Origin of the sequence: Bacillus methanolicus (assembly GCF_028888695.1) — a bacterium.
In the GTDB taxonomy this organism is placed as follows: Bacteria; Bacillota; Bacilli; order Bacillales; family Cytobacillaceae; genus Bacillus_Z; species Bacillus_Z methanolicus_B.
In genome coordinates this window covers 519,636-542,366 of the sequence record NZ_PNFF01000001.1, presented here as the reverse complement: position 1 = coordinate 542,366, position 22,731 = coordinate 519,636, and the positions used below count along the sequence as shown (strand labels likewise).

General features: G+C 38.3%; 23 protein-coding genes and 1 pseudogene. 9 read left to right on the top strand and 15 right to left on the bottom strand.

What is annotated here, in order from left to right; genetic code table 11:
* Positions 1–50 precede the first annotated feature (50 nt).
* A complete protein-coding gene (locus tag C0966_RS02780; RefSeq protein WP_274853660.1) occupies positions 51–1,814 on the top strand; it encodes a B12-binding domain-containing radical SAM protein in 1,764 nt (587 codons plus the stop codon).
* Between the two features lie 21 nt (positions 1,815–1,835).
* Here the strand turns inward: C0966_RS02780 and C0966_RS02775 are convergent, their stop codons facing one another.
* Both C0966_RS02775 and C0966_RS02770 read right to left on the bottom strand, forming a co-directional pair.
* Positions 1,836–1,985: a hypothetical protein gene (locus tag C0966_RS02775; RefSeq protein ID WP_274853659.1), complete on the bottom strand. Its 150-nt coding sequence runs from the start codon at positions 1,983–1,985 to the stop codon at positions 1,836–1,838.
* A 1-nt stretch (position 1,986) separates the two neighbouring features.
* Positions 1,987–2,148, bottom strand: coding sequence for a hypothetical protein (locus tag C0966_RS02770; RefSeq protein WP_274853658.1), 162 nt, complete (start codon positions 2,146–2,148; stop codon positions 1,987–1,989).
* A 148-nt stretch (positions 2,149–2,296) separates the two neighbouring features.
* Between C0966_RS02770 and C0966_RS02765 the strand changes: the two genes are divergently transcribed.
* Positions 2,297–2,629, top strand: a complete 333-nt coding sequence (locus C0966_RS02765) for a DUF3905 domain-containing protein (protein ID WP_274853657.1) — start codon at positions 2,297–2,299, stop codon at positions 2,627–2,629.
* Positions 2,630–2,768: 139 nt separating this feature from the next.
* Positions 2,769–2,969: an alpha/beta-type small acid-soluble spore protein gene (locus tag C0966_RS02760; RefSeq protein WP_274853656.1), complete on the top strand. Its 201-nt coding sequence runs from the start codon at positions 2,769–2,771 to the stop codon at positions 2,967–2,969.
* Between the two features lie 31 nt (positions 2,970–3,000).
* Here the strand turns inward: C0966_RS02760 and C0966_RS02755 are convergent, their stop codons facing one another.
* Positions 3,001–4,308: an anti-sigma factor domain-containing protein gene (locus C0966_RS02755; protein ID WP_274853655.1), complete on the bottom strand. Its 1,308-nt coding sequence runs from the start codon at positions 4,306–4,308 to the stop codon at positions 3,001–3,003.
* The gene (gene sigI, locus C0966_RS02750; protein WP_274853654.1) at positions 4,305–5,051 is read right to left on the bottom strand and encodes an RNA polymerase sigma factor SigI; all 747 of its coding nucleotides are present in this window, start codon (positions 5,049–5,051) and stop codon (positions 4,305–4,307) included. Before sigI ends, C0966_RS02755 begins: the two co-directional genes overlap by 4 nt.
* A gap of 368 nt (positions 5,052–5,419) precedes the next feature.
* Here sigI and C0966_RS02745 point away from each other — a divergent pair, with 368 nt between their 5' ends.
* A complete protein-coding gene (locus tag C0966_RS02745; protein ID WP_274853653.1) occupies positions 5,420–6,775 on the top strand; it encodes an IS1182 family transposase in 1,356 nt (451 codons plus the stop codon).
* A gap of 338 nt (positions 6,776–7,113) precedes the next feature.
* On the opposite strand, the gene C0966_RS02740 is transcribed toward C0966_RS02745, so the two are convergent.
* The 6 genes from C0966_RS02740 to C0966_RS02715 all read right to left on the bottom strand — a co-directional run bounded on the left by C0966_RS02740 (position 7,114) and on the right by C0966_RS02715 (position 13,064).
* Positions 7,114–7,584, bottom strand: coding sequence for a hypothetical protein (locus C0966_RS02740; RefSeq protein WP_274853652.1), 471 nt, complete (start codon positions 7,582–7,584; stop codon positions 7,114–7,116).
* Positions 7,585–7,791: 207 nt separating this feature from the next.
* Positions 7,792–9,330 (bottom strand): aldehyde dehydrogenase family protein, encoded by a 1,539-nt coding sequence (locus C0966_RS02735; RefSeq protein ID WP_274853651.1) that lies wholly within the window; start codon positions 9,328–9,330, stop codon positions 7,792–7,794.
* Between the two features lie 253 nt (positions 9,331–9,583).
* Positions 9,584–11,167, bottom strand: a complete 1,584-nt coding sequence (locus C0966_RS02730; RefSeq protein WP_274853650.1) for a peptide chain release factor 3 — start codon at positions 11,165–11,167, stop codon at positions 9,584–9,586.
* Positions 11,168–11,326: 159 nt separating this feature from the next.
* Positions 11,327–11,563 carry a YueH family protein gene (locus tag C0966_RS02725; RefSeq protein WP_274853649.1) on the bottom strand — a complete coding sequence of 79 codons (237 nt, stop codon included), beginning with the start codon at positions 11,561–11,563 and terminating at the stop codon, positions 11,327–11,329.
* Between the two features lie 77 nt (positions 11,564–11,640).
* A complete protein-coding gene (locus C0966_RS02720) occupies positions 11,641–12,351 on the bottom strand; it encodes an SIR2 family NAD-dependent protein deacylase (protein WP_274853648.1) in 711 nt (236 codons plus the stop codon).
* Between the two features lie 113 nt (positions 12,352–12,464).
* Entirely contained in the window at positions 12,465–13,064 is a 600-nt protein-coding gene (locus C0966_RS02715; RefSeq protein WP_274853647.1) for a cell wall hydrolase, read from the bottom strand.
* A 248-nt stretch (positions 13,065–13,312) separates the two neighbouring features.
* On the opposite strand from C0966_RS02715, the gene C0966_RS02710 reads away from it, so the two are divergent.
* Positions 13,313–13,423 carry a YjcZ family sporulation protein gene (locus tag C0966_RS02710; RefSeq protein WP_274853646.1) on the top strand — a complete coding sequence of 37 codons (111 nt, stop codon included), beginning with the start codon at positions 13,313–13,315 and terminating at the stop codon, positions 13,421–13,423.
* Positions 13,424–13,502: 79 nt separating this feature from the next.
* A pseudogene (locus C0966_RS18635) lies at positions 13,503–13,592 on the top strand (YjcZ family sporulation protein); the annotation flags it as partial.
* A gap of 113 nt (positions 13,593–13,705) precedes the next feature.
* On the opposite strand, the gene C0966_RS02700 reads toward C0966_RS18635, so the two are convergent.
* From C0966_RS02700 to C0966_RS02680, 5 genes are all read right to left on the bottom strand, one after another.
* Positions 13,706–14,449 (bottom strand): protein-glutamine gamma-glutamyltransferase, encoded by a 744-nt coding sequence (locus tag C0966_RS02700; protein WP_274853643.1) that lies wholly within the window; start codon positions 14,447–14,449, stop codon positions 13,706–13,708.
* A 126-nt stretch (positions 14,450–14,575) separates the two neighbouring features.
* A complete protein-coding gene (gene cphA, locus C0966_RS02695; RefSeq protein WP_274853642.1) occupies positions 14,576–17,212 on the bottom strand; it encodes a cyanophycin synthetase in 2,637 nt (878 codons plus the stop codon).
* A gap of 4 nt (positions 17,213–17,216) precedes the next feature.
* Positions 17,217–18,017: a cyanophycinase gene (locus C0966_RS02690; protein WP_274853641.1), complete on the bottom strand. Its 801-nt coding sequence runs from the start codon at positions 18,015–18,017 to the stop codon at positions 17,217–17,219.
* A 182-nt stretch (positions 18,018–18,199) separates the two neighbouring features.
* Positions 18,200–18,367 carry a hypothetical protein gene (locus C0966_RS02685; protein WP_274853640.1) on the bottom strand — a complete coding sequence of 56 codons (168 nt, stop codon included), beginning with the start codon at positions 18,365–18,367 and terminating at the stop codon, positions 18,200–18,202.
* Between the two features lie 327 nt (positions 18,368–18,694).
* Positions 18,695–19,780, bottom strand: a complete 1,086-nt coding sequence (locus tag C0966_RS02680) for a CotS family spore coat protein (RefSeq protein WP_274853639.1) — start codon at positions 19,778–19,780, stop codon at positions 18,695–18,697.
* Between the two features lie 216 nt (positions 19,781–19,996).
* On the opposite strand from C0966_RS02680, the gene C0966_RS02675 reads away from it, so the two are divergent.
* The 3 genes from C0966_RS02675 to C0966_RS02665 are packed head-to-tail and all read left to right on the top strand — an operon-like array spanning position 19,997 to position 22,698.
* Positions 19,997–21,157, top strand: a complete 1,161-nt coding sequence (locus C0966_RS02675; protein ID WP_274853638.1) for a glycosyltransferase family 4 protein — start codon at positions 19,997–19,999, stop codon at positions 21,155–21,157.
* Position 21,158: 1 nt separating this feature from the next.
* Entirely contained in the window at positions 21,159–22,226 is a 1,068-nt protein-coding gene (locus C0966_RS02670) for a CotS family spore coat protein (protein ID WP_274853637.1), read from the top strand.
* Positions 22,219–22,698, top strand: coding sequence for a hypothetical protein (locus C0966_RS02665; protein WP_274853636.1), 480 nt, complete (start codon positions 22,219–22,221; stop codon positions 22,696–22,698). The genes C0966_RS02670 and C0966_RS02665 overlap by 8 nt, the downstream gene beginning before the upstream one ends.
* The last annotated feature ends 33 nt before the right edge of the window (positions 22,699–22,731 follow it).

Below are 22,731 nucleotides of genomic sequence, written 5' to 3'. Positions count from 1 at the left end.
TAAGTACTTGTTTTTAATTATGCAGTTCCTCTTGAAGGAGTTTGAAATAAATGAAAGTAATTTGTGCGACCTTGAATGCAAAATACATTCATACAAACTTGGCAATACGCTATTTAAAAGCATATGCAGAACCGGAATATCTTGTTGAACTTGCAGAATATACAATTAAAGACCCTGCGATGAACATTGTGACAGATCTTTTCCGAAAAAAGCCTGATATCATTGGTTTTAGCTGCTATATATGGAACATTGAAGAAACGATAAAAGTGATCAAAATGATCAAGAAAATCAATCCTGCCATCAAGATCATTGTTGGCGGTCCTGAAGTTTCCTATGATGTAATGGAGTGGATGGAGAAGGTTCCCGAATTCGATTTTATTGTGATCGGGGAAGGTGAAGAAACTTTCAAACAGCTCCTTTCAGAACTTAACGGGAATCAACAATTCGCAAACGTGCACGGGATTGCCTATCGAAACGAAGGTAAAGTAAAGATAAATCCTCAGCGCAATAAACTCGACCTGAAGAAACTCCCTTCCCCGTTTCGGTTTGAAGAGGACATTCCTCATCTTTCTAAACGAATAACTTATATTGAAACAAGCAGGGGCTGTCCGTTCAGCTGTCAATTTTGCCTTTCTTCCATCGAAATTGGCGTACGTTATTTTGATCGTGAAAAAATAAAAGAAGATATTCGTTATTTAATGAAACATGGTGCCAAAACAATCAAGTTTGTAGACCGGACATTTAATATCAGCAGAAGCTATGCGATGGACATGTTCCAATTCTTAATCGACGAACACGTACCGGGCACCGTTTTTCAATTTGAAATTACCGCCGATATTATGCGCCCTGAAGTTATTGAATTCTTGAACAGAAATGCTCCTCCGGGGCTGTTCCGCTTCGAGATCGGGGTTCAGTCCACAAACGATTATACGAATGAACTTGTCATGAGAAAGCAAAATTTCGAAAAGTTATCCCGTACGGTCACAATGGTGAAGGATGGCGGAAAAATTGCTCAACATCTAGACTTAATTGCCGGGCTTCCTGAAGAAGACTATGCATCATTTAAGAAAACGTTTAACGATGTTTTTGCATTGCGTCCTGAAGAGCTCCAGCTTGGATTTTTAAAGATGCTAAGAGGCACCGGTTTAAGGATTCGCGCAAATGAACATCAATATATTTATATGGAACATGCGCCATATGAAATTCTCGGAAATAATGTTCTGTCCTTTGAAGATATTATAAAAATAAAGCAAGTTGAAGATGTGCTTGAAAAATATTGGAATGATCACCGGATGGATCATACGATTGAATACCTTGTATCAAAAGCCTTCCCTACTCCTTTTGATTTCTTCCAAGAATTCGGAACGTATTGGGAAGAAAATGGCTGGGAAAAAATCGGCCATCAGCTTGAAGATTTGTTCAAGCGATTATTGAATTTTTTACATGCAATGAAACTGAAAGAATTGCCTGTTATTGAAGGGCTAATGAAATATGACTACCTTGCCAATCAAAAATATAAACCAAGAAAACCGTGGTGGGAACCAACTTACGATAAACAAGAAAGATCCGCTTTATATCAAATGTTCCTTAAAGATCCAGAAATGCTCGGTTCAGGGTTTAAACAATTAAATATTTCTGAAAAAGAGCTTTACAAGCATACGATGCTAGAGGAAGTTCCATTTGATTTAGAAAAATACTTGAAGACCGGACAAATCGAAATGGAACCGACATCGATTCTTGCTTATTTCCCGCCCGATGAAGAAAAAGCAGTTATTTACACATGTAAAAAGAAAACGTTAAAGCCGGCCTCTTAAAAGCAGGTCCGGCTTTTCTTTTTAGCAATCTGACTTCTGATCAGATTTTTCCTTATTTTTTTGATTCATAAATGATATCTCGAAAAATTTATTTGCATTTATATCTCCAAATTCGCTGCCAAATTCAACATTCGCACTGTTTGCGTTTTGCTTATCTTTTTTCTTTTTCATTTTACGTTCTTCCTTCTCTTCCGTGTTTGGAATTTCGGTTCGCCATTTTCATCGGATCTTCACCTTGACTGAATTCTGCGGAAAATTCGCTTTCCTGCAGATTTTTTTTCGGTGTTTTACTATATTTTTCTACTGCATTCACTTCCGCTTTTCTCTTTGCCATGTTTTTGCCTCCTGCTTTATCAATAGCATGGTTTTATTTTTTATCATATCAGCAGAAAACATTCATTCATCATTTTCCTTATTTTTCAATCCTTTTTTTCTAATAAGAACACAAAAAGGGCAAAAAATAAATAAAAAAGGATGAGACTATGAAAGAGAAAAAGCTCGATATAGACGGAACGTTGCCACATCAAATTCATGCACCAAGCTTTAAAGGAACCGGAATAGAGATGGAACCTCCATTCGAGAATTCGTTCGGAGTTATCATTGGAGACAGCAAGTACGCATCTCCTGATTCCCCGCTTGAAAAATGGAGCGACAATACTGACCCTGCGATTATGTCGGGGGACGAATGGGTGCACCCGACGAATGATATCGGCTGGAATACTTCCGAAAACAGAGAACTACTTGAAAGCAAAAAGAAGCCGCAAGGATCTCCTTTTATGCATCCGACAAAAGACGTTGGTCACGGGAAAGACTAAGAAAAGGGCTGACTCCTGATGGGTCCGTCCCTTATTCGTACCATTACCGATAAACATTTCCACACATGAATTTTTTCTTGTGATCTAAACTACTGTTACAGAGAATTTTCTCTGTAAAATGAGCAAGGAGTTGAAATAGATGGCTAGAAGCAGTAATAAATTGCTTGTTCCGGGGCTTGAACAATACTTAGACCAAGTAAAATATGAAATTGCTCAAGAATTTGGAGTCAATTTAGGGTCTGATACGGCATCCCGTGCAAACGGTTCCGTAGGTGGAGAAATCACAAAACGGCTTGTACAACAAGCTCAAGCCCAATTATCAGGACAAAACAACCAATAAAAATCAAATAAAATGGCAAAAAAGTCCGGTTTTAATCACCGGACTTTTCTTTATCATGTTTATCCCCTTTTTTTCTTTGATTCTTTTCGCCAGTATTATTTTTCTCTTTACCAGCTTTATTTTTCTGTTCGCCTCTATTGTTTTTCTCATGGCGTGGTTTATTTTTCTGTTCACCATTATTGTTTCTCTCTTGACGTTGTTGATTTTTTAATTCACCAAAATTATTTTTTTCTTGACGCAGTTTATTTTTTTGTACATCAATGTTGTTTTTTTCTTCGCGCAGTCTATTTTTCACTTCGCCAAAATTATTTTTCTGATAGCTCTCATTCTTTTCTCTCGACTGATTTACAGACTTGTCATCTTTATTATGTTGATCCCGATTTTCATCATGTTCTTTCGGTTTGTTTTCTTGCTTCTTATGCTGTATAGGAAATGGATTCTCTTCATGCTGCCTTTTCTGATTTTTCTCTTCTAATTCCCTTTGTTTCTGAAGAACTTCTTTTTTCTGAAACCCGGGTACGGGCATATGAGAAGTTTCTTTATTCGTTTCGACCATGTTATGTTGCTGTTTTGCTCCAAACTGGGGCTTACTGCGATTTTTATCATTTGCTCTGTTCTCTTGAGATACGGGCGTATCGATTTTCTTACTTGAAGAAGTTTCGAATATTATTTCTTGCTGTTTTTTATATGTACCGGTAGTGACACCTTGCTTAATTGCTTTTTCTCTCTCTTCGGCAGTCCCTTCAATGATTGTCACTTTAAGATCTTGTTTCTGCATGTCTGATTCGATTTTTTTCAATTCTTTCATAATTTCCCGGTCAGAAGATGTCTCTCTTTTACCTGCATAAACAGTAGAAATAACCAAATCTTTATTCTCGTTAATGTAGCCCTTTTCTTTAATTTTAGCTAGAATTTTTTCTGTAACAATGACAAAATCTTCTTTTTTCCAATCATCAATTTCCTTAATAATTGTTTGTCCTTCTTTATTATATGATGTCAGTTCAATTACTTGAAGATTTTCATTGACCCCAAGTTCCAAGCTCGGATTTATGTCAATCGACATATACGCATAAACCTGGCCATTTTGATAATAGGGAAAAAACAAAATCACTAATAAAAGCATTGCCAGTGCGGCCGCCGCAACCGCTTTTCCTTTAAAAGAAGAAAACAGGTTCATTAAAAGCGGCTTTTTTCTATCTATTGCCGCAACTGGAAAAAAATCAACTTCCTGCCCGATTTGATAATGATTATGCTGCTTTCTTGCCCGCAAAAATTCGCCATCAGGGGTTAACAACGTTAAAAAAACGTCGTCTATTTCCATGATAATCCCCTTTTTCACGTTTCTAACACCCCTTTAATATAATCCTTTAAATATAAATAATCCCCTAATAAAATAATTGAAATAGCGATAATATACTTTCGGTTGCGTTCAATTGTTTTTCTGCTGACCTGAACTTTTTTTTCTAAATGCTTAATCGGCAGCCTTTTTTTTTCTAACAGCAATACCTTTAATTCTTCATCTTCCACAAGAGTTTTTGCTACGAACATTGCATTTTTTCTGGCATCTGCATGCTTTGGAGAATTTTCTACTAAATCCTGAAATGTTAAGCCGAATTTTTTTAATACTTGTTGAAATTGAATAATTTCTTCTTTGAGAACTTCTTCTTCGTTTTTTTTCTTATAGTTTTCGATTGATGCGTCATCCTCGATGGATGTTCTCGGGGTGTCTTCCTCTTCCTGTTCAGAACCAATATAAAGGCTGAAACTTTTGTTTTTCGTTTGATTTCGAATATAATCAATTACTCTTCTTTTTACAAGAATTTCGGCGAAGCTTAACATAGAATTCCCTTTTTCCGGGGAGTATTTTTGGATCGCTTCATTAAATGCAATAAGACCAATGCTAAATTCATCATCAGATTCATGGATATATCTTTTGCAAACAGCTGAAACCGTTTTGGCTATAAACGGCTTATATGAATGAATTAACTCATTTAGGAGTTTTGTATCGCCTTTTTGAATTAACGCAACCGTTTCTTCCAATGTTCTCTTTCTTTTTTTCGCAATAAATAAAAAGCTCAGCATCGCCTCACCTCTCTACTCAACACATTATACCATATGAAGGCATGATTGAATTTTAAGGCAAGGCAGAACAAAAGGCGCAAGCGCCCCGTTTAGCCCCGACAAGCACAAGACGAATCACGCAAGAGTCGATAGACTCTGGAGTGATTTGGCTTGTGACCTCGAGGGGCTGGGCGCTGGAGCCAGATTACAACAAACTCATTTCAAAGTTATACACAACATATGAAATTTATAATTTCCTTAACAATTAGAAAAAATAGCCAATACTATTGGCTAGCAGCTTGTAGACAAAGTCCCTAACTAGGGGCTAAATCTACAGGCTTTTTTTGTACAATAGGGATAGAATTCTTGGTTAACGGGGGAAATTTAGGATGTTATCGAAGCGTACAGTCAATAATCGAAATCAATTGGAAATGGTGGCTCTTGATCAATTGGTTCCAGAAGATCATTTGGTAAGGAAGATTGAACAAGCCATAGACTTTGATTTTATTTACGATCTTGTCAAAGATACCTATTGCCTAGATAACGGAAGGCCTAGTATTGATCCTGTTGTGCTCATTAAAATGGTCTTTGTGCAGTATTTATTTGGTATTCGGTCCATGCGTCAAACGATCAAAGAAATTGAAACCAACGTGGCGTATCGATGGTTCTTAGGATATGGTTTCACAGAGAAAATTCCTCATTTTTCAACGTTCGGCAAGAATTATGTTCGTCGCTTTCAAGGTACTGATTTATTTGAACAGATTTTTTATCGTATCTTAGAAGAAGCGATGAATAAAGGGTTAGTAGACCCTTCTGTTGCCTTTATTGATTCTACACATGTCAAAGCAAGCGCCAATAAAAAGAAGTACGATAAGAAAATTGTCCGGGCAGAAACAAAAAGCTATCAAGCGCAATTAGAGTTAGAGATTAACCAAGACCGCGAAAACCATGGAAAAAAGCCCTTTCCCCCGAAAGAGAAGGAAGAAACCAAGGAAATAAAGGTCAGTAAAACAGATCCTGATAGTGGCTATTACGTAAAAGATGAACGGGAAAAGATGTTTGCCTATTCATTTCATACCGCATGTGACGCAAAAGGCTTTGTCTTAGCTACCAAGGTAACGGGAGCGAATATTCATGATAGTCAGGTGTTTGGTCAATTACTCGAACAAGTCATCGAAAAAGTAGGCAAACCAACTGCAGTAGCCGTAGATGCCGGATACAAAACCCCAGCGAATGCGAAAAGTCTATTGGACAAAGAGATTCGTCCCGTTATGCCATATACAAGACCAAGAACAAAAGACGGTTTCTTTAAAAAGTATGAGTATGTATACGATGAACATTATGATTGTTATATCTGCCCAAACAACCAAATTCTTGAATACCGAACCACGACAAGAGAAGGATATCGACAGTACGCTTCTAATCCGGAAATATGTAAAACGTGCCCGTTCTTAGAAAAGTGTACCCAAAATAAAGATCATACCAAATTCATTCATCGCCACATTTGGGAACATTATGTGGAAGAAGCCGATCATTTAAGGCATACAGAGATCAATAAAAACATATATGAGAAGCGCAAAGAAACGATTGAACGAGTCTTTGCCGATGGAAAAGAGAAGCATGGCATGCGATGGACAACCCTTCGGGGACTGGAAAAATTGTCCATGCAGGCGATGCTTACTTTCGCTGCCATGAACTTAAAGAAAATGGCAAACTGGACATGGAAAAGACCATGTCCAGCCTAAATAAGATAAGAATCTTAGAAAATGATGAGCAAAAAAAAGACAAACCGCAACTCAAATGAAGCATTTGAGTTGCGGTTTGTCGACAGTCTGATAGCCAATACTATTGGCTATCTGTTTTATAAGCTTTTTTAAATTTTGTTCTTTATCTTTATAAAAGATTTTCGTTCATACACCTCTCGAATTTATTAAGTGGCCACTTTTTCATTAAATGGTTACGTATTAAGATAATGTTTTTGTGGGGGTAAAGATAAAGAAACAAAATAAGGAATATTTTCCCTGCAATAACATCCCTAAACAGCTTTTCTTCGAAATTAGATCGTGATCTGCAGATTTTGCAGCTATTGTTTTTGATTGTCGCATTTTAAAAGTAAAAATTTTATGAGGAAACCTATAGAAATTCCCGGTATCAAAAATATCATCGGTGTAAAAACAGGGCCGGGAAATACTCCAAAAAGCTTAAATGTAGGAGAATACATTAATCCGACCGTAACAAAGTAAGCTCCAAAAACAAATGGGAGAAAAGAAAACTTTTCTTCCTCTTGGCTTGCTGCTTTGTAGGCATCCCACATGGCCATCATATATAAACACGGGTAAAACATAAGCCACTGAAAGTCAGTCACTTCAAATGCTTTTTCGATTTCCCCTTGAAAACTGTACATAATGGCTAAATTAAAGTTGCTGTTCAAATTGATGAAAACCTCGAACACGACAAACAAAATTCCTTTAAGAAAACTTCCGTATAATAGTTGGCTGAAACCGGGTAATGCAATACTCCATAAGACCGCTTCAAGTTTTGTTATTTTGTTCATTTGACAATTAATGTTTTATTTCTTTAATAAAAATATTGAAAAATAAAGAAAAAACAGCGGTCATTTTCATTTTCGGTTTCATCCTAAATCCTCCAGCATTACATCAGTAATGATATTTTGCGCTACTTTTCATTTTTTATGTTGTAAATCCTAGAAATGGAATAAAAAGTAAATAAGGCCGTTCCATTTGCAAGAACGGCCCAAAATTTAAGATTTTTTCATTAACTTAAGATAACTTTTGACGATTCCGACCCAATCTTTCTTTTCAGAAAAATAACTTTTAAAAAAATTTAAATAGATAGGATACTTCCCTTTATAAGGATACCAATATACTTCTGATATACGCTTACCCAAATCTTCGACGACTGCTTTTTCATGGCAAAATATTAGCAGCCCCGCATTCCCGTGATAACGGCCGATTCCGCTTTTTTTTACTCCACCGAAAGGAAGGGATTGGTTAACAAATGAAATGATGGCATCATTTATGACGACTGAACCTGTTATTAATTTGGATGCGACTCTCCTTGCTTTACCAATGTCACTGCTCCAAACACTGGCATTAAGGCCGTATTCCGTATCATTGGCATATTTGATAGCTTCTTCCTCGCTGTCAAACGGGATAACTGGGAGAAGCGGACCAAAAGTTTCTTCTTGAATTATTTTCATACGCTGCTGTACATTGCTTACTACCGTAAGAGGAAGAAACATTCCGTCATCCCATTCATGCGGCGGTTTGCCTGTTTCAATAACAGCTCCCTCAGCCAATGCTTCTTCCAGTTGCTGTCTAACAATTTCTCTTTGAGCCGGAAATGTCATTGAACCGACATCGTCATTTTCCTCGATCCCGTGGCGCAAAGCTTCAACTTCCTTCTTCACCAATTCAACGAATTTCCGAAAAACAGGTCTCTCTACATAAATCCTTTCTGCACTCATACAAACTTGCCCGCTATTTGTAAAAGCCGCCCATACGGCGCCTTTTGCAGCTCTTTCAATATTGGCATCGGCAAATACGATCATTGGGTCTTTACCGCCGAGTTCCAGTGTCGTAGGAATTAGATCTTTAGCTGCTTGTTCTTGAATGATTTTCCCTGTTTTAACGGATCCAGTAAAAAATATATAATCCGGCTTTTCTTTCGTGAGTGCGGCCCCTAATTCCTTTCCTCCATGTACGACTTGGACAACCCCTTCCGGAAATCCTGCTTTTTTGAAAAGTTGTTCCATGCATTTTCCAACAAGCGGTGTAACTTCGGAAGGCTTTAAAATCACTGTATTTCCCGCTGCAAGTGCACTAAGTACCGGCACCATTGCCAGTTGGAACGGGTAATTCCATGGCGAAATAACAAGAACGACCCCTCTTGGAAAATATTCAATGTAGGATTTCTTCCCAAACAACAATAATGGCGTCTTAACCCGCTTTCGCTTTAAAACTGATTGCGCACTTGTTGAAATGTGGCCAATTGCGTCCAGCGTCGGCATTAAATCAGCTGTTAAGGCTTCAGTTTTCACTTTACCCGTATCATCGGATATAATCGCCGAGATATTTTCCAGCTCCGTTAGTATGACCTCTTTCAATTTTTTTAAATAAGTGATCCGTTCCGCAATGGAAAGGTCACGCCATACTGGAAATGCCGCTCTTGCCTGTTCATAAATCGCTGAAACCTTACCTAATGGTGTTTCTTCGATTTCTGCAATCACTTTCCCTGTTGCAGGAGAAATTGCTGTCAATTTCCGTTGTACTGAATGCATGTTCATTCACCTCACTTTTATATTGATAAAATTGCATCTATTTTTCAAAAGGAATGTTAAGCTGCTTCAATCATATAATCAGCTGAACGAAATTGACAAATGAAACGTTTTTCGAGAGCATTGTGAAGGGAAACACTTAATAACACTTTCGATTACTTTACAGAATATACCTAGTCTTTATTTTCTTGTTTTATTTTGTAATTGTAAAAAAAACAGCCCCCACAAAAGAGGCTGTTTTCTTAAAATGACTATCTTATGGATTTGAACCGTCCATCGGATTATACAGTTTAATATCAGGGTTCTTGTCCTGGAACCACCGAAGGGCAAAGTCGTTTTCAAATAAGAAAACATAACTATCAAAACGGTCACGGACGAGCAGACTGCGCGAGCTGGAAAGGTTCTCATCCACTTCTTCATTTTCGATCCAGCGGGCAATTTTTGAACCTAGTCGTTCCATGACAACATCGACGTTATACTCAGCTTTCATTCGATGCTCAAAAACTTCAAACTGAAGCTGTCCAACCGCCCCAAGCAAATATTCATCCGTCTTCACCGTTTTAAACAGCTGGATGGCTCCTTCTTGAACGAGCTGCTGAATCCCTTTATGGAAATGTTTCTGCTTCATGACGTTTTTCGCCGTTACCCTAACAAACAGTTCAGGAGTAAATTGAGGGAGACTGTCATATTGAAAAACTTCTTTTCCTCCCGTCAATGTATCGCCAATTTGATATGTGCCGGGATCATATAACCCAATAATATCACCGCTCACCGCTTCATCCACTGTACTGCGGTCATCAGCCATAAACCGGGTCGATTGAGCAAGCTTAATTTGCTTCCCTGTTCTGGCCAGGTTTACCGTCATTCCCCGCTCAAATTTTCCGGAGCAAACTCTAAGAAATGCAATCCGGTCACGGTGCGCGGGATTCATGTTCGCCTGGATTTTAAAAATAAACCCTGAAAATAGTTCGGAAAGAGGGTCGATTTTTCCGGCGGTTGAGTTTCGCGCTTGTGGAGCAGGGGCAAATTTTAAATACGTTTCCAAAAAGGTTTGCACCCCAAAATTCGTTAACGCACTTCCAAAAAACACAGGAATAAGCGTCCCTTCTGCCACACGTTCAGCGGAGAAGCTGTTTCCTGCCTCATTTAACAGCAGCACCTCTTCAAGCGTTTGCTCATACAAAGGTGACTCTTTTAATGGGTGAACGCCTGCAATCTCGCCGTCCTCGTTCAATTCAACAAACCGTTCGCCGTCTTCAACACGGAATTGTTCGATCCGATTGTAAAAACGGTCATAAATCCCTAGAAATTCTTTTCCCATTCCAATCGGCCAGTTCATCGGATAAGACTCTATGCCAAGGACTTCTTCGAGCTCAGCCAACAGCTCTAGCGGAGCTTTTCCTTGCCGGTCGAGCTTGTTCATAAATGTAAAAATCGGGATGCCTCTCATTCGGCAAACTTTAAAAAGTTTAATTGTTTGCTCTTCTATTCCTTTTGCCGAATCAATAATCATCATTGCGCTGTCAACAGCTGTTAACGTACGGTACGTGTCTTCGCTAAAGTCCTGGTGCCCGGGTGTATCGAGAATGTTTACGCGAAAACCTTTGTAATCAAATTGCATCACACTGGAAGTAACAGAAATCCCCCGTTGTTTTTCGATTTCCATCCAGTCACTTGTTGCAAATTTCCCTGTCTTTTTTGCTTTTACGGTACCTGCATCCCGAATGGCACCGCCGAACAGGAGCAGTTTTTCTGTTAATGTTGTTTTCCCCGCGTCAGGATGAGATATAATTGCAAATGTTCTTCTTGACAGCACTTCGTCTGTAAAATTTTTCGCCATAATGTCTTCCTCTCTAAAAAGCGTTTACGCCTTCGATGTCATGCGGAGCTTGACAAAGCCCTATAAAAAATTCTCCATAAACTCCATCATATCGCTGACATCAGCATATTGCAATGCTGTCTTTCAAACCCATAAAAGACAACTGTCATCAAAGTTTTATTACATTTCTCTTGTCCAAGCGTAAATGCGTTCCGCAAGTTCATCCGCATTCTCGTGTAAAGTTTTTGATAATGATTCTTTCAGCCTTTCAACAATCTCTTCTCTAGTTTCACTGTAAGAAATCAGACATGACCATTCCAGATCAGGAATCGCTGCAACAGTGTATTCTTCTTTACGGTTTTCATACACAAACACTTTTGTCTCATTTTGATTTACAATTGTTTTTCGAATCTTCATTTATATCACCTCTCCTCAGGGGTCTGGCCCTCAATACTTTAACGCTTTAAACGGATGAGGGTCTGGCCCTCAATGCTTTAAAGCGCTAAACTCACTTCACGCAGCACTTCTCCAATTTTTCGGTTATGAATGACTAAGTCTGCATAGACATCAAATTCAGTAGGCTCCATATTTACGATCACAAGCTTTGCGCCATTCTGTTTTGCAATCAAAGGAAATTGGTTTGCCGGAGTCACGGTGAGGGATGAACCAAGTACAATAAATAATTCCGCCTTTTCGGACTCCTCCGCTGCCCTCATAAAAGCGTCCTCTGGGAGCATTTCTCCAAAAAGTACAACCGAAGGACGAAGCACACCTCCGCATTCACACGCATAATTTTTGCGAATGTACGTTTCACATGGATATCTTTTCTTGCAAATTTGACAATGGACAAATCGTAATGTCCCGTGCAGTTCTGCCACATTCCTGCTTCCCGCTTGTTCATGAAAGCCGTCGACATTTTGAGTAATGATACTTTGTATAATACCGGCTTTTTCCCATTCGGCTAAAATTAAATGGCCTTCATTTGGCTGGCATTCCTTAAGGCTGCTAATTCTTTTATAATAAAATTCAATAAACTCTTCGACATTTTTGTTTAATGCTTCAACGCTGGCAACTTTACTCGGATCTTTCTTGTTCCACATTCCGTTTCGTGATGATCGGAAATCAGGCAGACCGCTCTCTGTCGACATTCCGGCCCCTGTCAAAATAACTGTATAACGGGAATCCTTTAGAAATTGTGCAAGCAAATGTCACCGCTCCTTTCTGTTGTATTTTATACTTTTTATTATAGAGTACCATGTTTTTATCGATGATGTATGTAAACAAAAACAACCCCGGCCGAGGTTGTTTATTACTTTAGCTACTTAGCAAATCGGTGATTTCCAATGACAGTTGTTACTGTTCTTGTACGAAGCCATTTGCTGTTCGTTTTTTCAGGATTAAAAAAGAAAAGTGAACCGTTATCCTGGCCTTCAAGTGCAATCGCTTCTTTTACTGCCTTATTAGATTCTTCATCAGCCGGTTGATTAATTGAACCGTTTTCGACCGGCTCAAATTGCCGATCTTCATATATTACTTCCTGAATGGTATCAGGGAATTTTTCGCTTTTAACTCGATTCAAAACAACTAAGGCAACGGCAATTTTTCCTGCATACGGCTCTCCTTTTGCTTCCGCATGGACTAATCGCGCAAGCAGATCTTGTTCATGATCGGTAATCTTTTTTTCAGGTATAATCAGCTTTTCACCTGGCGCAATATGGTCTGTTTTTTTAAAATTTGCCTGTTTAAGTTCCAATTCAGAAATTCCAGACCTTACAGCAATTTTGAAAAGTGTGTCTCCTTTTTCGACCTCGTACACCTTTACATTCTCAAGAATTTGGGCATTTGATTTCGATTGATCTATTTGAAAAAATTGTATTGTCATCAAAAAGATTGTTAGCAATAGAATCACTTTTTTCAATGAAATTTCCTCCTTCATCATACGATTTAGGCGACACGAATTACCCTAACATAGAATTAAACTTGTCACCACATCTAAATCTTTTCCATGGAAATAAACAAACGGCACCCCTCATTATCGGTTGGATCAACAATAATGATTAGCAGAGCCTTTCATCTAAGAAAAATATCTAATTTAGATAGGTGTCTATAACACAAATGAAGCAAATTGAATAGGATATATTGACTTAGAAAAAGGAGGTTAAAAATATGTCAGGTGAATACGGATACGGCGGAGGATTTGCTCTCCTGGTTGTTCTGTTTATTTTATTGATTATTATAGGTGCGTCCTGTTTTTGTGGTGGATTTGGACATTATTAACGTAATATAAGGAGGTTACTATATGTACGGTTACGGCGGATACGGTTATGGATGCGGATATGGGCCTGGATATGGACATGGCGGCTATGGTCACGGCGGCACATTTGCTCTGATCGTAGTACTATTCATCCTGCTCATCATTGTAGGAGCAGCATGTTTCAAATATTAAATTAGAAAAAAGGGTGCTTTCCAAATGAGAAGCACCCTTTTTTAATAAGAGACACTCTACATTGCTTTAACACTTTAAAGGGGAGCGGGCCAGGCCCGCTCCCCTTTAAAGTGTTAAAGTGTTGGTTGATTTTTTGCAAACCGTTCTAAAGTTGAAAAGTTGAGCCTGCTGTATTGTTCTAATAAATATGCCGTTCTTTTGGCATTCTCTCTTCTGCGGGTGTTCAGTGCTTCAACCATTTGTTCAGCAGTACGGATGCCGATTCCATGTCCAAAATATTTGCCATCTCCGAGGAATACCGCGTTTTCCCCCATCCAAATGGGTTGTTTGAAATCAGGGTTATAAAAATAAACGACATCCCCCGGAATAAAGTCATCTCCGGGAAGGGTAATGATTTGAAGGTCGCGGTCATAGTTCCAGTCCCATACAAGCAAATTTTGAAATAAGTAGTTAAATATACGGCGGTCTATCGATTCAAGCACTGCTTTATAAAAAATGATAACAATTGCTGTCGAACATTCAAAACCATAATATTGACTATTGATAAAAATATCTTCTATCGCATCAGCAGGCTGAACGTCATATCTTAACAAGTAACCGCGATTTCCGCGGATCCAGTAAGCGGGGTTAAAGCCTGATGTCCTGAAAGATGAAAAGACAGCCTTGCTCTTGCTGAGATCTATTGATGCGTTAATAATGTTTTCTCTCACTTTTAATTCAAATAATAGTTGATTGGCTGTATCGTATTCAAACATAAATGGACTGTTCTCAATTGCATTGTAAATTTCTTTTTGTTTCCCCCGGAGGTTGCTTATCGTTGATTGGCTGTTAAGACCAAGCATCCTAATCCTAATCACTCTCGTTCCCTCCTCTTCTCATATCAATATATGTTGAGTTACTCAAAAAAGAGCCCATTCTTCTTAAGATTGCAAAACTCCCAAGCAAAAATAAAACTTGGAGCCCTTCACTCCAAGTCCTTTTGTTTAACCGCTTCTTTTTTTGTTTAAGATGGTTTGCTTTTCATCAACCATGGTAAGAAATTTAGCTACATTAGAAAACACCTCATATGAAAAGAGGAGCAGATCTCCTTCCCTTGACAATTCCCACGCCTCAGCAAACGCTGTTAATTCATCTCTAATAATATAAATATTTTCGGTCCCCATTCCCTCCTGCAGCGCGGCATCCCTCATGATACCGGCGGTTTCAAACGGAGCCCTTCCTCTCAGATTGCCATCTTCCTTAATAACTAGTAAATCTGAATTCTTTGCAGCTATTTTTGCCAAATTAGCGACTTCATTGTTATTTCTGTCTCCAGGTGCGGAAAGCACGGTGATCACCCGATTTTTTTTAAGTTCTTTAATTGTATCGTAAATAGCCATTAACCCGGCAACATTATGCGCATAGTCGACAACAATTTCCCGTCCATCTTTGCTTATTTTATTGAATCTTCCTTTAGACTGTTTAAAATCAGGTTCAAACGTTAAGACTCTCTCTTTTAACTGACTGATCGAAACGCCTTGAGAATGTGCCGCAGCTAAAGCTTGCAATAAATTTGCAATATTATGCTTCGCTGTACCGTTTATCGTAATTGGAATTTCCCGGGAAGGCAGGAATTTTGTTTTAACGTTTTTCGATACATGAACAATCCACCCTTTATGATCAAGATACCAGGCTATACCTCCCTTTTTAGCTGCTTCATTTATATAAGGATTGTCAGCATTTATAGACGTATAAATGATATTTCCTTTTGTATAATCAGCCATTTTCACCACTTCAGGATCATCGGCATTTAATACACAGTATCCCCCTTCAATAACAACTTCAGGGATTAATCTTTTCAGCTTCACAAGCTGATCAAACGTTTCAATGCCATCTTGTCCAAGATGGTCTTCACTCACATTTGTTACAATTCCGACATCACAATAACGAAATGCGAGACCTTCGCGAAGAATTCCGCCCCTGGCTGTCTCCAACACGGCCAATTCAACGATCGGATTGCTTAGAACCATTCTTGCGCTTATTGGGCCGCTGCAATCTCCTTCATCAATACACTGATTCCCAATGTAAACACCATCCGAATTGGCCATTCCTACCGTAAAATCATCTTCTTCGATTAAATGTTTGATCAATCGGGCAGTCGTCGTTTTCCCATTCGTGCCGGTTACAGAAATAATGGGAATACATGCTTCTTCCCTGCTCTTAAAAAGATATTCGACAATTTCTTTGCCGACATCTCTTTTTTTCCCTTTACTCGGAAAATGGTGCATACGGATTCCCGGTGCAGCATTTACTTCAACGACCACTGAATCTTCACGATTTAGCGGTTTCGTTATGTCTTTACATATAAAATCAATTCCAGCAACGTCCAGTCCAATCGCTTTCGCAGCTGTAATGGCCATTTCTTTTATCGAAGGGTGGACCTCATCCGTTACATCAATTGCTTGTCCCCCGGTCGATAAATTTGCATTTCCAACGACCTGCACAATCTGGCCTTTTTCCGGTACTGAATCTAGAGTTAAATCAAATTTTTCAAGATAACATGTTACTGTAAAATTAAGCGGAATTTTCGACATTGGTTTTTCATGCCCTTCTCCGCGTTTCGGATTTTCATTTTCAAGTTCAATTAATTTCCGAATCGTATCCTGTCCGTTTCCGATCACAAATGGCGGATTCCGAAGACTTGCTGCTACTAATTTTTGATTAACAACTAAAAGCCTGTAATCGTTTCCATCATAACAACGCTCAATAATAAATTCTTTCACATGTTTATCTAAACAATTAACAACATTAAATAACTCATCTTTATTTCTAATATTTGTAATTACTCCTTGTCCTTGTCTGCCTCTAAGCGGTTTTATGACAAGTGGAAAACCGATTCTTTCAGAAGCCTTAAAAATTTCAGTCAATGACGTAACAACTTCCCCTTTAGGGACAGGTACACCACAGCTTGAAAGAATCATCTTTGTCAATTGTTTATCACAGGCTCTCTCAACGGCAAGAGAAGAAGTCTGACTTGTAATCGTGGCTTGGACAAATTTTTGCTTTGACCCGGTTCCTAGTCTGAGCAAACTGTCATCTCCTATTCTTTCTACAGGAATTTTCGCCTTCATTGCCGCATCAAAAATTGCCTGTGTACTCGGTCCAAGTTTGTTATTAAGATAAAGGTCCGAAATTTCCGAGATGTATTTTTGAATTGGAATGAAACGATGACCTTTCAATATTTTTTCAATAATTTCCATTGCTGATTTAAAGGCCTGAAGTCCGGATTTTGGTTCTTGATAATCAAATGCGATAAAATAAATTCCTTTTTTGTTGCTTGTAATCGTTTTACCCCGTCTAGCATCAATGCCGGCAAGAACTTGAAGTTCAATTGCCATATGCTCGAGTATATGTCCCATCCAAGTGCCTTCTTTCAACCGATCTACAAAGCCGCCTTGATACCCGAGCGAACATGTATGCGTTTTCAAACTTGGGATAAGTTCTAAAAGTCTTTCAGTAAATCCGGGAATAGCATTTGAAGGCAGTAATTCAAGTTCTTCTATATCCAGTTCAATCCAAATGGCAGGCCTGAGACTGAAATAATTAGGGCCTTTCAAATACCTTACACGGTTGATCTTCATTCATTTAATCCTCTTTTCTGTTTATTAGTTGTCGGGTATTCAGATCAAAGCTAAAGCCATTTGTAAGTGTGTGCAATTTAAAATTGGATATTGTCAGCTCTTCGCCTCCGCTTTCTGAGATGGCCAAATCAACTAAACTTCCTTCTTTACCGTCGATAACAAATACTTGGTGCTCTCCATAAACCTTAAATTTATTGTTTTCTACAAGAATGGCAGTATTTTCATCAATGCCAATTCCAATCAAATTAGGGTTTTCCGCTATTGCTCCCAGCAGCCTTCCAAACCGCGCCCTCTGAGAAAAATGCTGGTCAATTAAAGCGTTCAGAAAACCAAATCCATCCTCTATGTCAATCTTTAAACCTTCATCATTTTCTTTTGTTTTCGCAGAAGCAATCATTAATTTTCCCATTATGGATGCCCCGGCACTTGTACCGGCTATCACCATCCCATTTTTCCACCGTTCAATGATTGAATTGTACAATTTTGTTTTACCAACAATCTCCGCTAAACGGCTCTGGTCTCCGCCTGTAATAAATAAGGCTGATATTTCTGACATCGTATCAGAAAAATCCTCTGCGTTTGCTTCATTTCTGGACTTTATATTTAATACTTTGATATCTTCCGCATGAAGATTACGAAATACGTTTATATAATCAGCACTCACCTCATCAGGGATTTCTGAGGCTGTTGGCAAAATGCCAATCGAACCCTTATTTTTTTTTGCCAATTCCATAAATTTTTGCAAAATCTCTTCTCCGTTATACTTTTCTTCATGTCCCCCGATAATCAACAATTCTCCATTCATTATTGACCACCTTAGAATAAAATTAAAAAATCCCCCATAAGATGGGAATTTTTTTGTAATATAGCAATGACTTTAAGTATTTTTTCCAATCTTGCAAAAGTGATACACAAAAAATAAAAAAATAGGGCTGCCCCTAAAGGTAAAAACTTTTTACCTTAGGAACAGCCCCATTTTCATGATCATTATTGTCCAGATTCTTCTGTTGATTCTTTGTTTTCAGCATCCTGATTTTGTTCAGTAGTTGTGTCATCTGTTTCCTGATCTTCTTTGTCATTGGTGCAACCTGTGGCAAAACCTACTACCATGAAAACTGCCATTAAAGCTAATAACCATTGTTTAAAATTTTTCATTTTCCATTGCCTCCTTGAATGTTGCTTTGTACTACAGAACCATCATACAAAAAATCCGAAAAAAAAGAATATAATTTTGTAAATTTTTACAATATTTAATCTAATCTTCATAATGTCCATATTTTTCTTAACAAAATCTTTAAATGTAAACGGCCTTTTTTCCCTTCTCTTACCGATCATTAAGACTTGTTTCCTAATTAGAAAAGGGCTAGTGCCTTAGTTAGCCCCGACAGCTGCTTGCGCTGGGCAGTTTTCAAAGTCCAGTAAGATTTTACTTTCTGATAATAAAATAATCCCGACTGCCGCCGGGATTATTAGAAAGGCTATTTAATCTTGTATTAGAGCCTGAAGAGCACGAAGTTTAATTCTTTCATATTCCATTGCCCCGGCCAATTCTTCAACTAAAAGCGGGCTCTTTCTTACATACTTTTCACGAGCAATATCATACAACTCATAAGGGAAGAGCATATCAATAAACATGATTTGCTTTTGCTCATTCGTTAAAGGAGATACGGATTCATAAGCATTTATCATAATGTCAAATGTTTCCTGATCCCAAACCCCTGTTGCATCCAATAAAGGGATAATCATTTTTCTGAGATCCCTTATAGGTAAATCAAAGGACACTGTATCAAGATCAATAATCCAAATTTTTCCGTCATCGCCAAGCAGCGAGTTGCCGGTACCATAATCCTGATGGCATAAATTTGGAGACTCTTTCACTTTGCTTACCCATGAAGGGTATGCTGATTGCTGCAATGTTTTTAATGTATCATTCCCGTTCTGGATAAATTCATCAATTTCCGCTAAATACAATTCTGAAAAAGGGTCGTCAACCTGTTTGCTTGCAACAATCTTCCATGTTTTCATATGCTGGCATCTTTTAATATAGTGATATGGCCAGCGCCCCAATTTAGTAAAGATAGGTATGCCCTCCGGAGGTTTATAACCGATCGATGCAGTGTGGAATTCAGCCAATCCCTGCATGATAAATTCTAAGTCTTCTTTAACCGTCAACTCAAACGGCCTTCCTTCAATCCAATCATATACAACGAATAAAAAGGGTCCATATTTCGTGTAAAGCTCCCCATTTTTATTTGGAATAATTCCCGGAACACGGAATCCTTTTGTCGCAAGAAAATTTTGTGCATTTATGGAAAACAATGCTTTCTTTTCAGGCCTGTGAATCCGTTTGAGACAGATTGGTCCTTCTGAAGTGTAGATTTTCCAGACTAACGCCATCTGTCCTCCTTGGATCACTTCTATAGATGTTATGGAGACATCCCAAAATTGGATAATTGATTCAGCCAGCCTAGTCAGTTTTGCTTCCTCTTCGGGAGTCAGTGTAAACTCTCCGTTTTCTTCATTTTCGATTACATTTTTATCGTGTTCTTCCGCCAAAATATTCACCATCCTCATACCTTCTTGTAATCAATGTATGGAAACATACCCACCCTTGCCCTTATTTTCCTGTTCATTTAACCAAATTGGGTGTATTACTTGTGATATATGCCCTTTTTAATAAACAAATATGGTGATAACTCACCATGTTCCTACTTGACTCGTATCATAAAGAAACAGGAATATTTTTTCCTTTCATTACCTGTAACGTGAATGGAGGAAACGTATATGAAAATTGCACTTGTAGCTACAGAAAAGCTTCCAGTGCCAGCAATACGCGGCGGAGCCATTCAAATATATCTCGATTCTGTTGCTTCAATTATCGGGAGAACCGCCGATGTTACAGTTATTTCGATCAAAGATCCAGAATTGAAAGATTCTGAAGAAAGAAACAATGTCAAATATTTGCGGTTTGACGAACACAGTTATTTGGAACAACTGGCAACGCATCTAAGTGGTGCTAAATATGATGTCGTCCATGTTTGCAATCGGCCTGCCTGGATAAAATCACTGGCTGAGGCTTCACCGGATACAAAATTCGTACTTAGCGTTCATAACGATATGCTCGCTCCTGATAAAATGTCGGATCAAGAAGGAATAGATTGTATTTCCCGGATTTCAAAAATCATCACCGTCAGCGACTATATCGGCAAAACCATTACTTCCCGCTTTCCGAGTGCGAAATCGAAAACAAAGACTGTCTATTCCGGTGTCGACTTGGAGGATTATCAACCGCATTGGACAGCAGAAGGATCACGTATCCGAAAAAGAATTAGGGCTGAATTAGGACTTGAAGGAAAAAAAGTTGTCCTTTTTGTAGGACGCTTAAGCAAAGTCAAAGGGCCCCATGTGCTGCTTCAAGCAATGCCAAAAATCATTGAAGAGCATCCCGATGTCATGATGGTCTTTGTAGGGTCAAAATGGTTTGGAGATGACAATATCAATAATTATGTGAAGCATCTTTATACATTTGGTTCTCTTTATCCAGAAAATATCACTTTCATTAAATTCGTTAAACCGCGCGATATTCCCGGACTCTACACGATGTCTGATGTTTTTGTCTGTTCTTCGCAATGGCAGGAACCCCTTGCCCGTGTACATTATGAAGCAATGGCAGCCGGACTTCCGATTATTACAAGCAACCGTGGCGGCAATCCTGAAGTGATTGAAGAAGAAAAAAACGGCTTCATTATTTATGATTTTGAGAACCCGGATGCTTATGCAGTACGCATTAATCAACTTTTAAGTAATTCAAGCCTTTGCAGCCGACTTGGAAAATACGGACGGGCTAAGGTTGAAAGAGATTTCGGATGGGAAACTGTATCAAAAAATCTCTTAAGTGTTTATAAAGAAGCAATGAAATATTCCTTAGGCAGAAAGGATGAGTGATGTGGAAGAACCAAACAAAATAAACCATGAATATCTTAAAGGAATTATTGACCATTATCCTTTTGATGTTAAGGATGTCACCCTTCTTTCTAATAAAAGCGGGCGAAAAACATGGGAGATTCAATCGAGCGACGGCGTAAAAATATTAAAGCAGGCTGTGATGAATCCAAGAAGAATGCTTTACATTGCAAATGCCCATCTGCATCTGCTTAAAAAAGGACTGCCAATCGCTCCAATTCATTTGACAAAGAATGGTTCCTTATGTCTTGGTTTAGGAGACTTTGCTTTTGTTATGTATGATAAAGTCACCGGAAATGAAATGTCATACTATAGTAAAGAACATCTTAGTAAAACACTCGAATTTGCCGCCCAATTTTATCAGGCTTCAAAAGGGTACCAACCGATGAAAGAAAGCAAAAAACGGGCTCGTCTGAACAAATGGCTAAAATTATATAGGTGGAAGCTTCAAGAACTTGAAGGCCATAAGAAAATTGCTGAATCATTGCCAAACGATCCATTCTCGATCCTGTTTTTGGAACATGCCGAAAAAATGCTTCAAAGAGGAAGAGACGCATTGCAAAACTTAGACGAACCATATTATAAGCAATGTACGATGGAAGTATTAAATGAAGGAGGTTTCTGCCAGCAAGATTTTACTCTTGCCAGATTAATTGAAGTGGATGGATCGGCTTATATGAAAGAACTTCATTCCATCACGCAAGACTTGCCTTCGAGAGACTTGCGAATTCTCCTAAACAAAGTGATGAAAAAAATGTCTGTCTGGGACCATGATCTTGCAATTCATATGCTGCGTTCTTATGATTCTGTCCATCCTTTATCAGAAAACCATTATCGAATCCTTTGGACAGATTTGGCTTTCCCGCATCTATTTTGTTCCATTATTCATAAATATTATCTCGGACAGAAGCGTTCCTGGTCAGACGAAAAATACATGTGGGCACTGCAAAACATTGTAGCCGTTGAAAATTCAAAAGATGAATTCTTGAACAGTTTTTCAGATATTTATCTTGAAATAAAGCAACAGAGCGGAGGGAAGAAAAATGTCTGAAAAAATGGACAAAAACCTTATTCCAAAGCTTGAACTCGAAAAGTTCGCGTTTTCACCTCCCGGTCCGATGGGATGGAGTTTTTCGGAGTACGAAAAAATCCTTGACGATCCTAAAGCTATTCAAGATAAACAAAATGCCGGATTAGATAATCTTCAAGAAATATTCAATGCTCAAATCATTGAATATCCTTCAACCCCTAATTTTTCTCATTCCTATAAAGAAAATAAAGCTATCACAGTGAAACAAGATGAGGAATCTTCTAACTTTATCAAGGATGAAGAAATAGAATTCCCAAAAGCTGCTGATCTTCAAGAAGTCTCTGAAGATTTTATAGATGAAAAACTTGAAGAGGAAGATCCTGTCATTGAGGAAATTTCTCTGCCAAGAGTAAAAATCATTATAGAGGATGGGTCAAAAACAACACCATTTCTTACTCATCCAATAAAAAACAAATCAAAAGCAAGAATGTAAACATTCATTATAAAAAAGCATAATTTAGGATAA

Excerpts from the sequence above, each read along its gene's own strand:
- C0966_RS02780 (WP_274853660.1), top strand. The coding sequence starts at position 51 with ATGAAAGTAATTTGTGCGACCTTGAATGCAAAATACATTCATACAAAC.
- C0966_RS02775 (WP_274853659.1), bottom strand. The coding sequence starts at position 1,985 with ATGAAAAAGAAAAAAGATAAGCAAAACGCAAACAGTGCGAATGTTGAA.
- C0966_RS02770 (WP_274853658.1), bottom strand. The coding sequence starts at position 2,148 with ATGGCAAAGAGAAAAGCGGAAGTGAATGCAGTAGAAAAATATAGTAAA.
- C0966_RS02765 (WP_274853657.1), top strand. The coding sequence starts at position 2,297 with ATGAAAGAGAAAAAGCTCGATATAGACGGAACGTTGCCACATCAAATT.
- C0966_RS02760 (WP_274853656.1), top strand. The coding sequence starts at position 2,769 with ATGGCTAGAAGCAGTAATAAATTGCTTGTTCCGGGGCTTGAACAATAC.
- sigI (WP_274853654.1), bottom strand. The coding sequence starts at position 5,051 with ATGCTGAGCTTTTTATTTATTGCGAAAAAAAGAAAGAGAACATTGGAA.
- C0966_RS02745 (WP_274853653.1), top strand. The coding sequence starts at position 5,420 with ATGTTATCGAAGCGTACAGTCAATAATCGAAATCAATTGGAAATGGTG.
- C0966_RS02740 (WP_274853652.1), bottom strand. The coding sequence starts at position 7,584 with ATGAACAAAATAACAAAACTTGAAGCGGTCTTATGGAGTATTGCATTA.
- C0966_RS02735 (WP_274853651.1), bottom strand. The coding sequence starts at position 9,330 with ATGCATTCAGTACAACGGAAATTGACAGCAATTTCTCCTGCAACAGGG.
- C0966_RS02730 (WP_274853650.1), bottom strand. The coding sequence starts at position 11,167 with ATGGCGAAAAATTTTACAGACGAAGTGCTGTCAAGAAGAACATTTGCA.
- C0966_RS02725 (WP_274853649.1), bottom strand. The coding sequence starts at position 11,563 with ATGAAGATTCGAAAAACAATTGTAAATCAAAATGAGACAAAAGTGTTT.
- C0966_RS02710 (WP_274853646.1), top strand. The coding sequence starts at position 13,313 with ATGTCAGGTGAATACGGATACGGCGGAGGATTTGCTCTCCTGGTTGTT.
- cphA (WP_274853642.1), bottom strand. The coding sequence starts at position 17,212 with ATGAAGATCAACCGTGTAAGGTATTTGAAAGGCCCTAATTATTTCAGT.
- C0966_RS02690 (WP_274853641.1), bottom strand. The coding sequence starts at position 18,017 with ATGAATGGAGAATTGTTGATTATCGGGGGACATGAAGAAAAGTATAAC.
- C0966_RS02685 (WP_274853640.1), bottom strand. The coding sequence starts at position 18,367 with ATGAAAAATTTTAAACAATGGTTATTAGCTTTAATGGCAGTTTTCATG.
- C0966_RS02680 (WP_274853639.1), bottom strand. The coding sequence starts at position 19,780 with ATGGTGAATATTTTGGCGGAAGAACACGATAAAAATGTAATCGAAAAT.
- C0966_RS02675 (WP_274853638.1), top strand. The coding sequence starts at position 19,997 with ATGAAAATTGCACTTGTAGCTACAGAAAAGCTTCCAGTGCCAGCAATA.
- C0966_RS02665 (WP_274853636.1), top strand. The coding sequence starts at position 22,219 with ATGTCTGAAAAAATGGACAAAAACCTTATTCCAAAGCTTGAACTCGAA.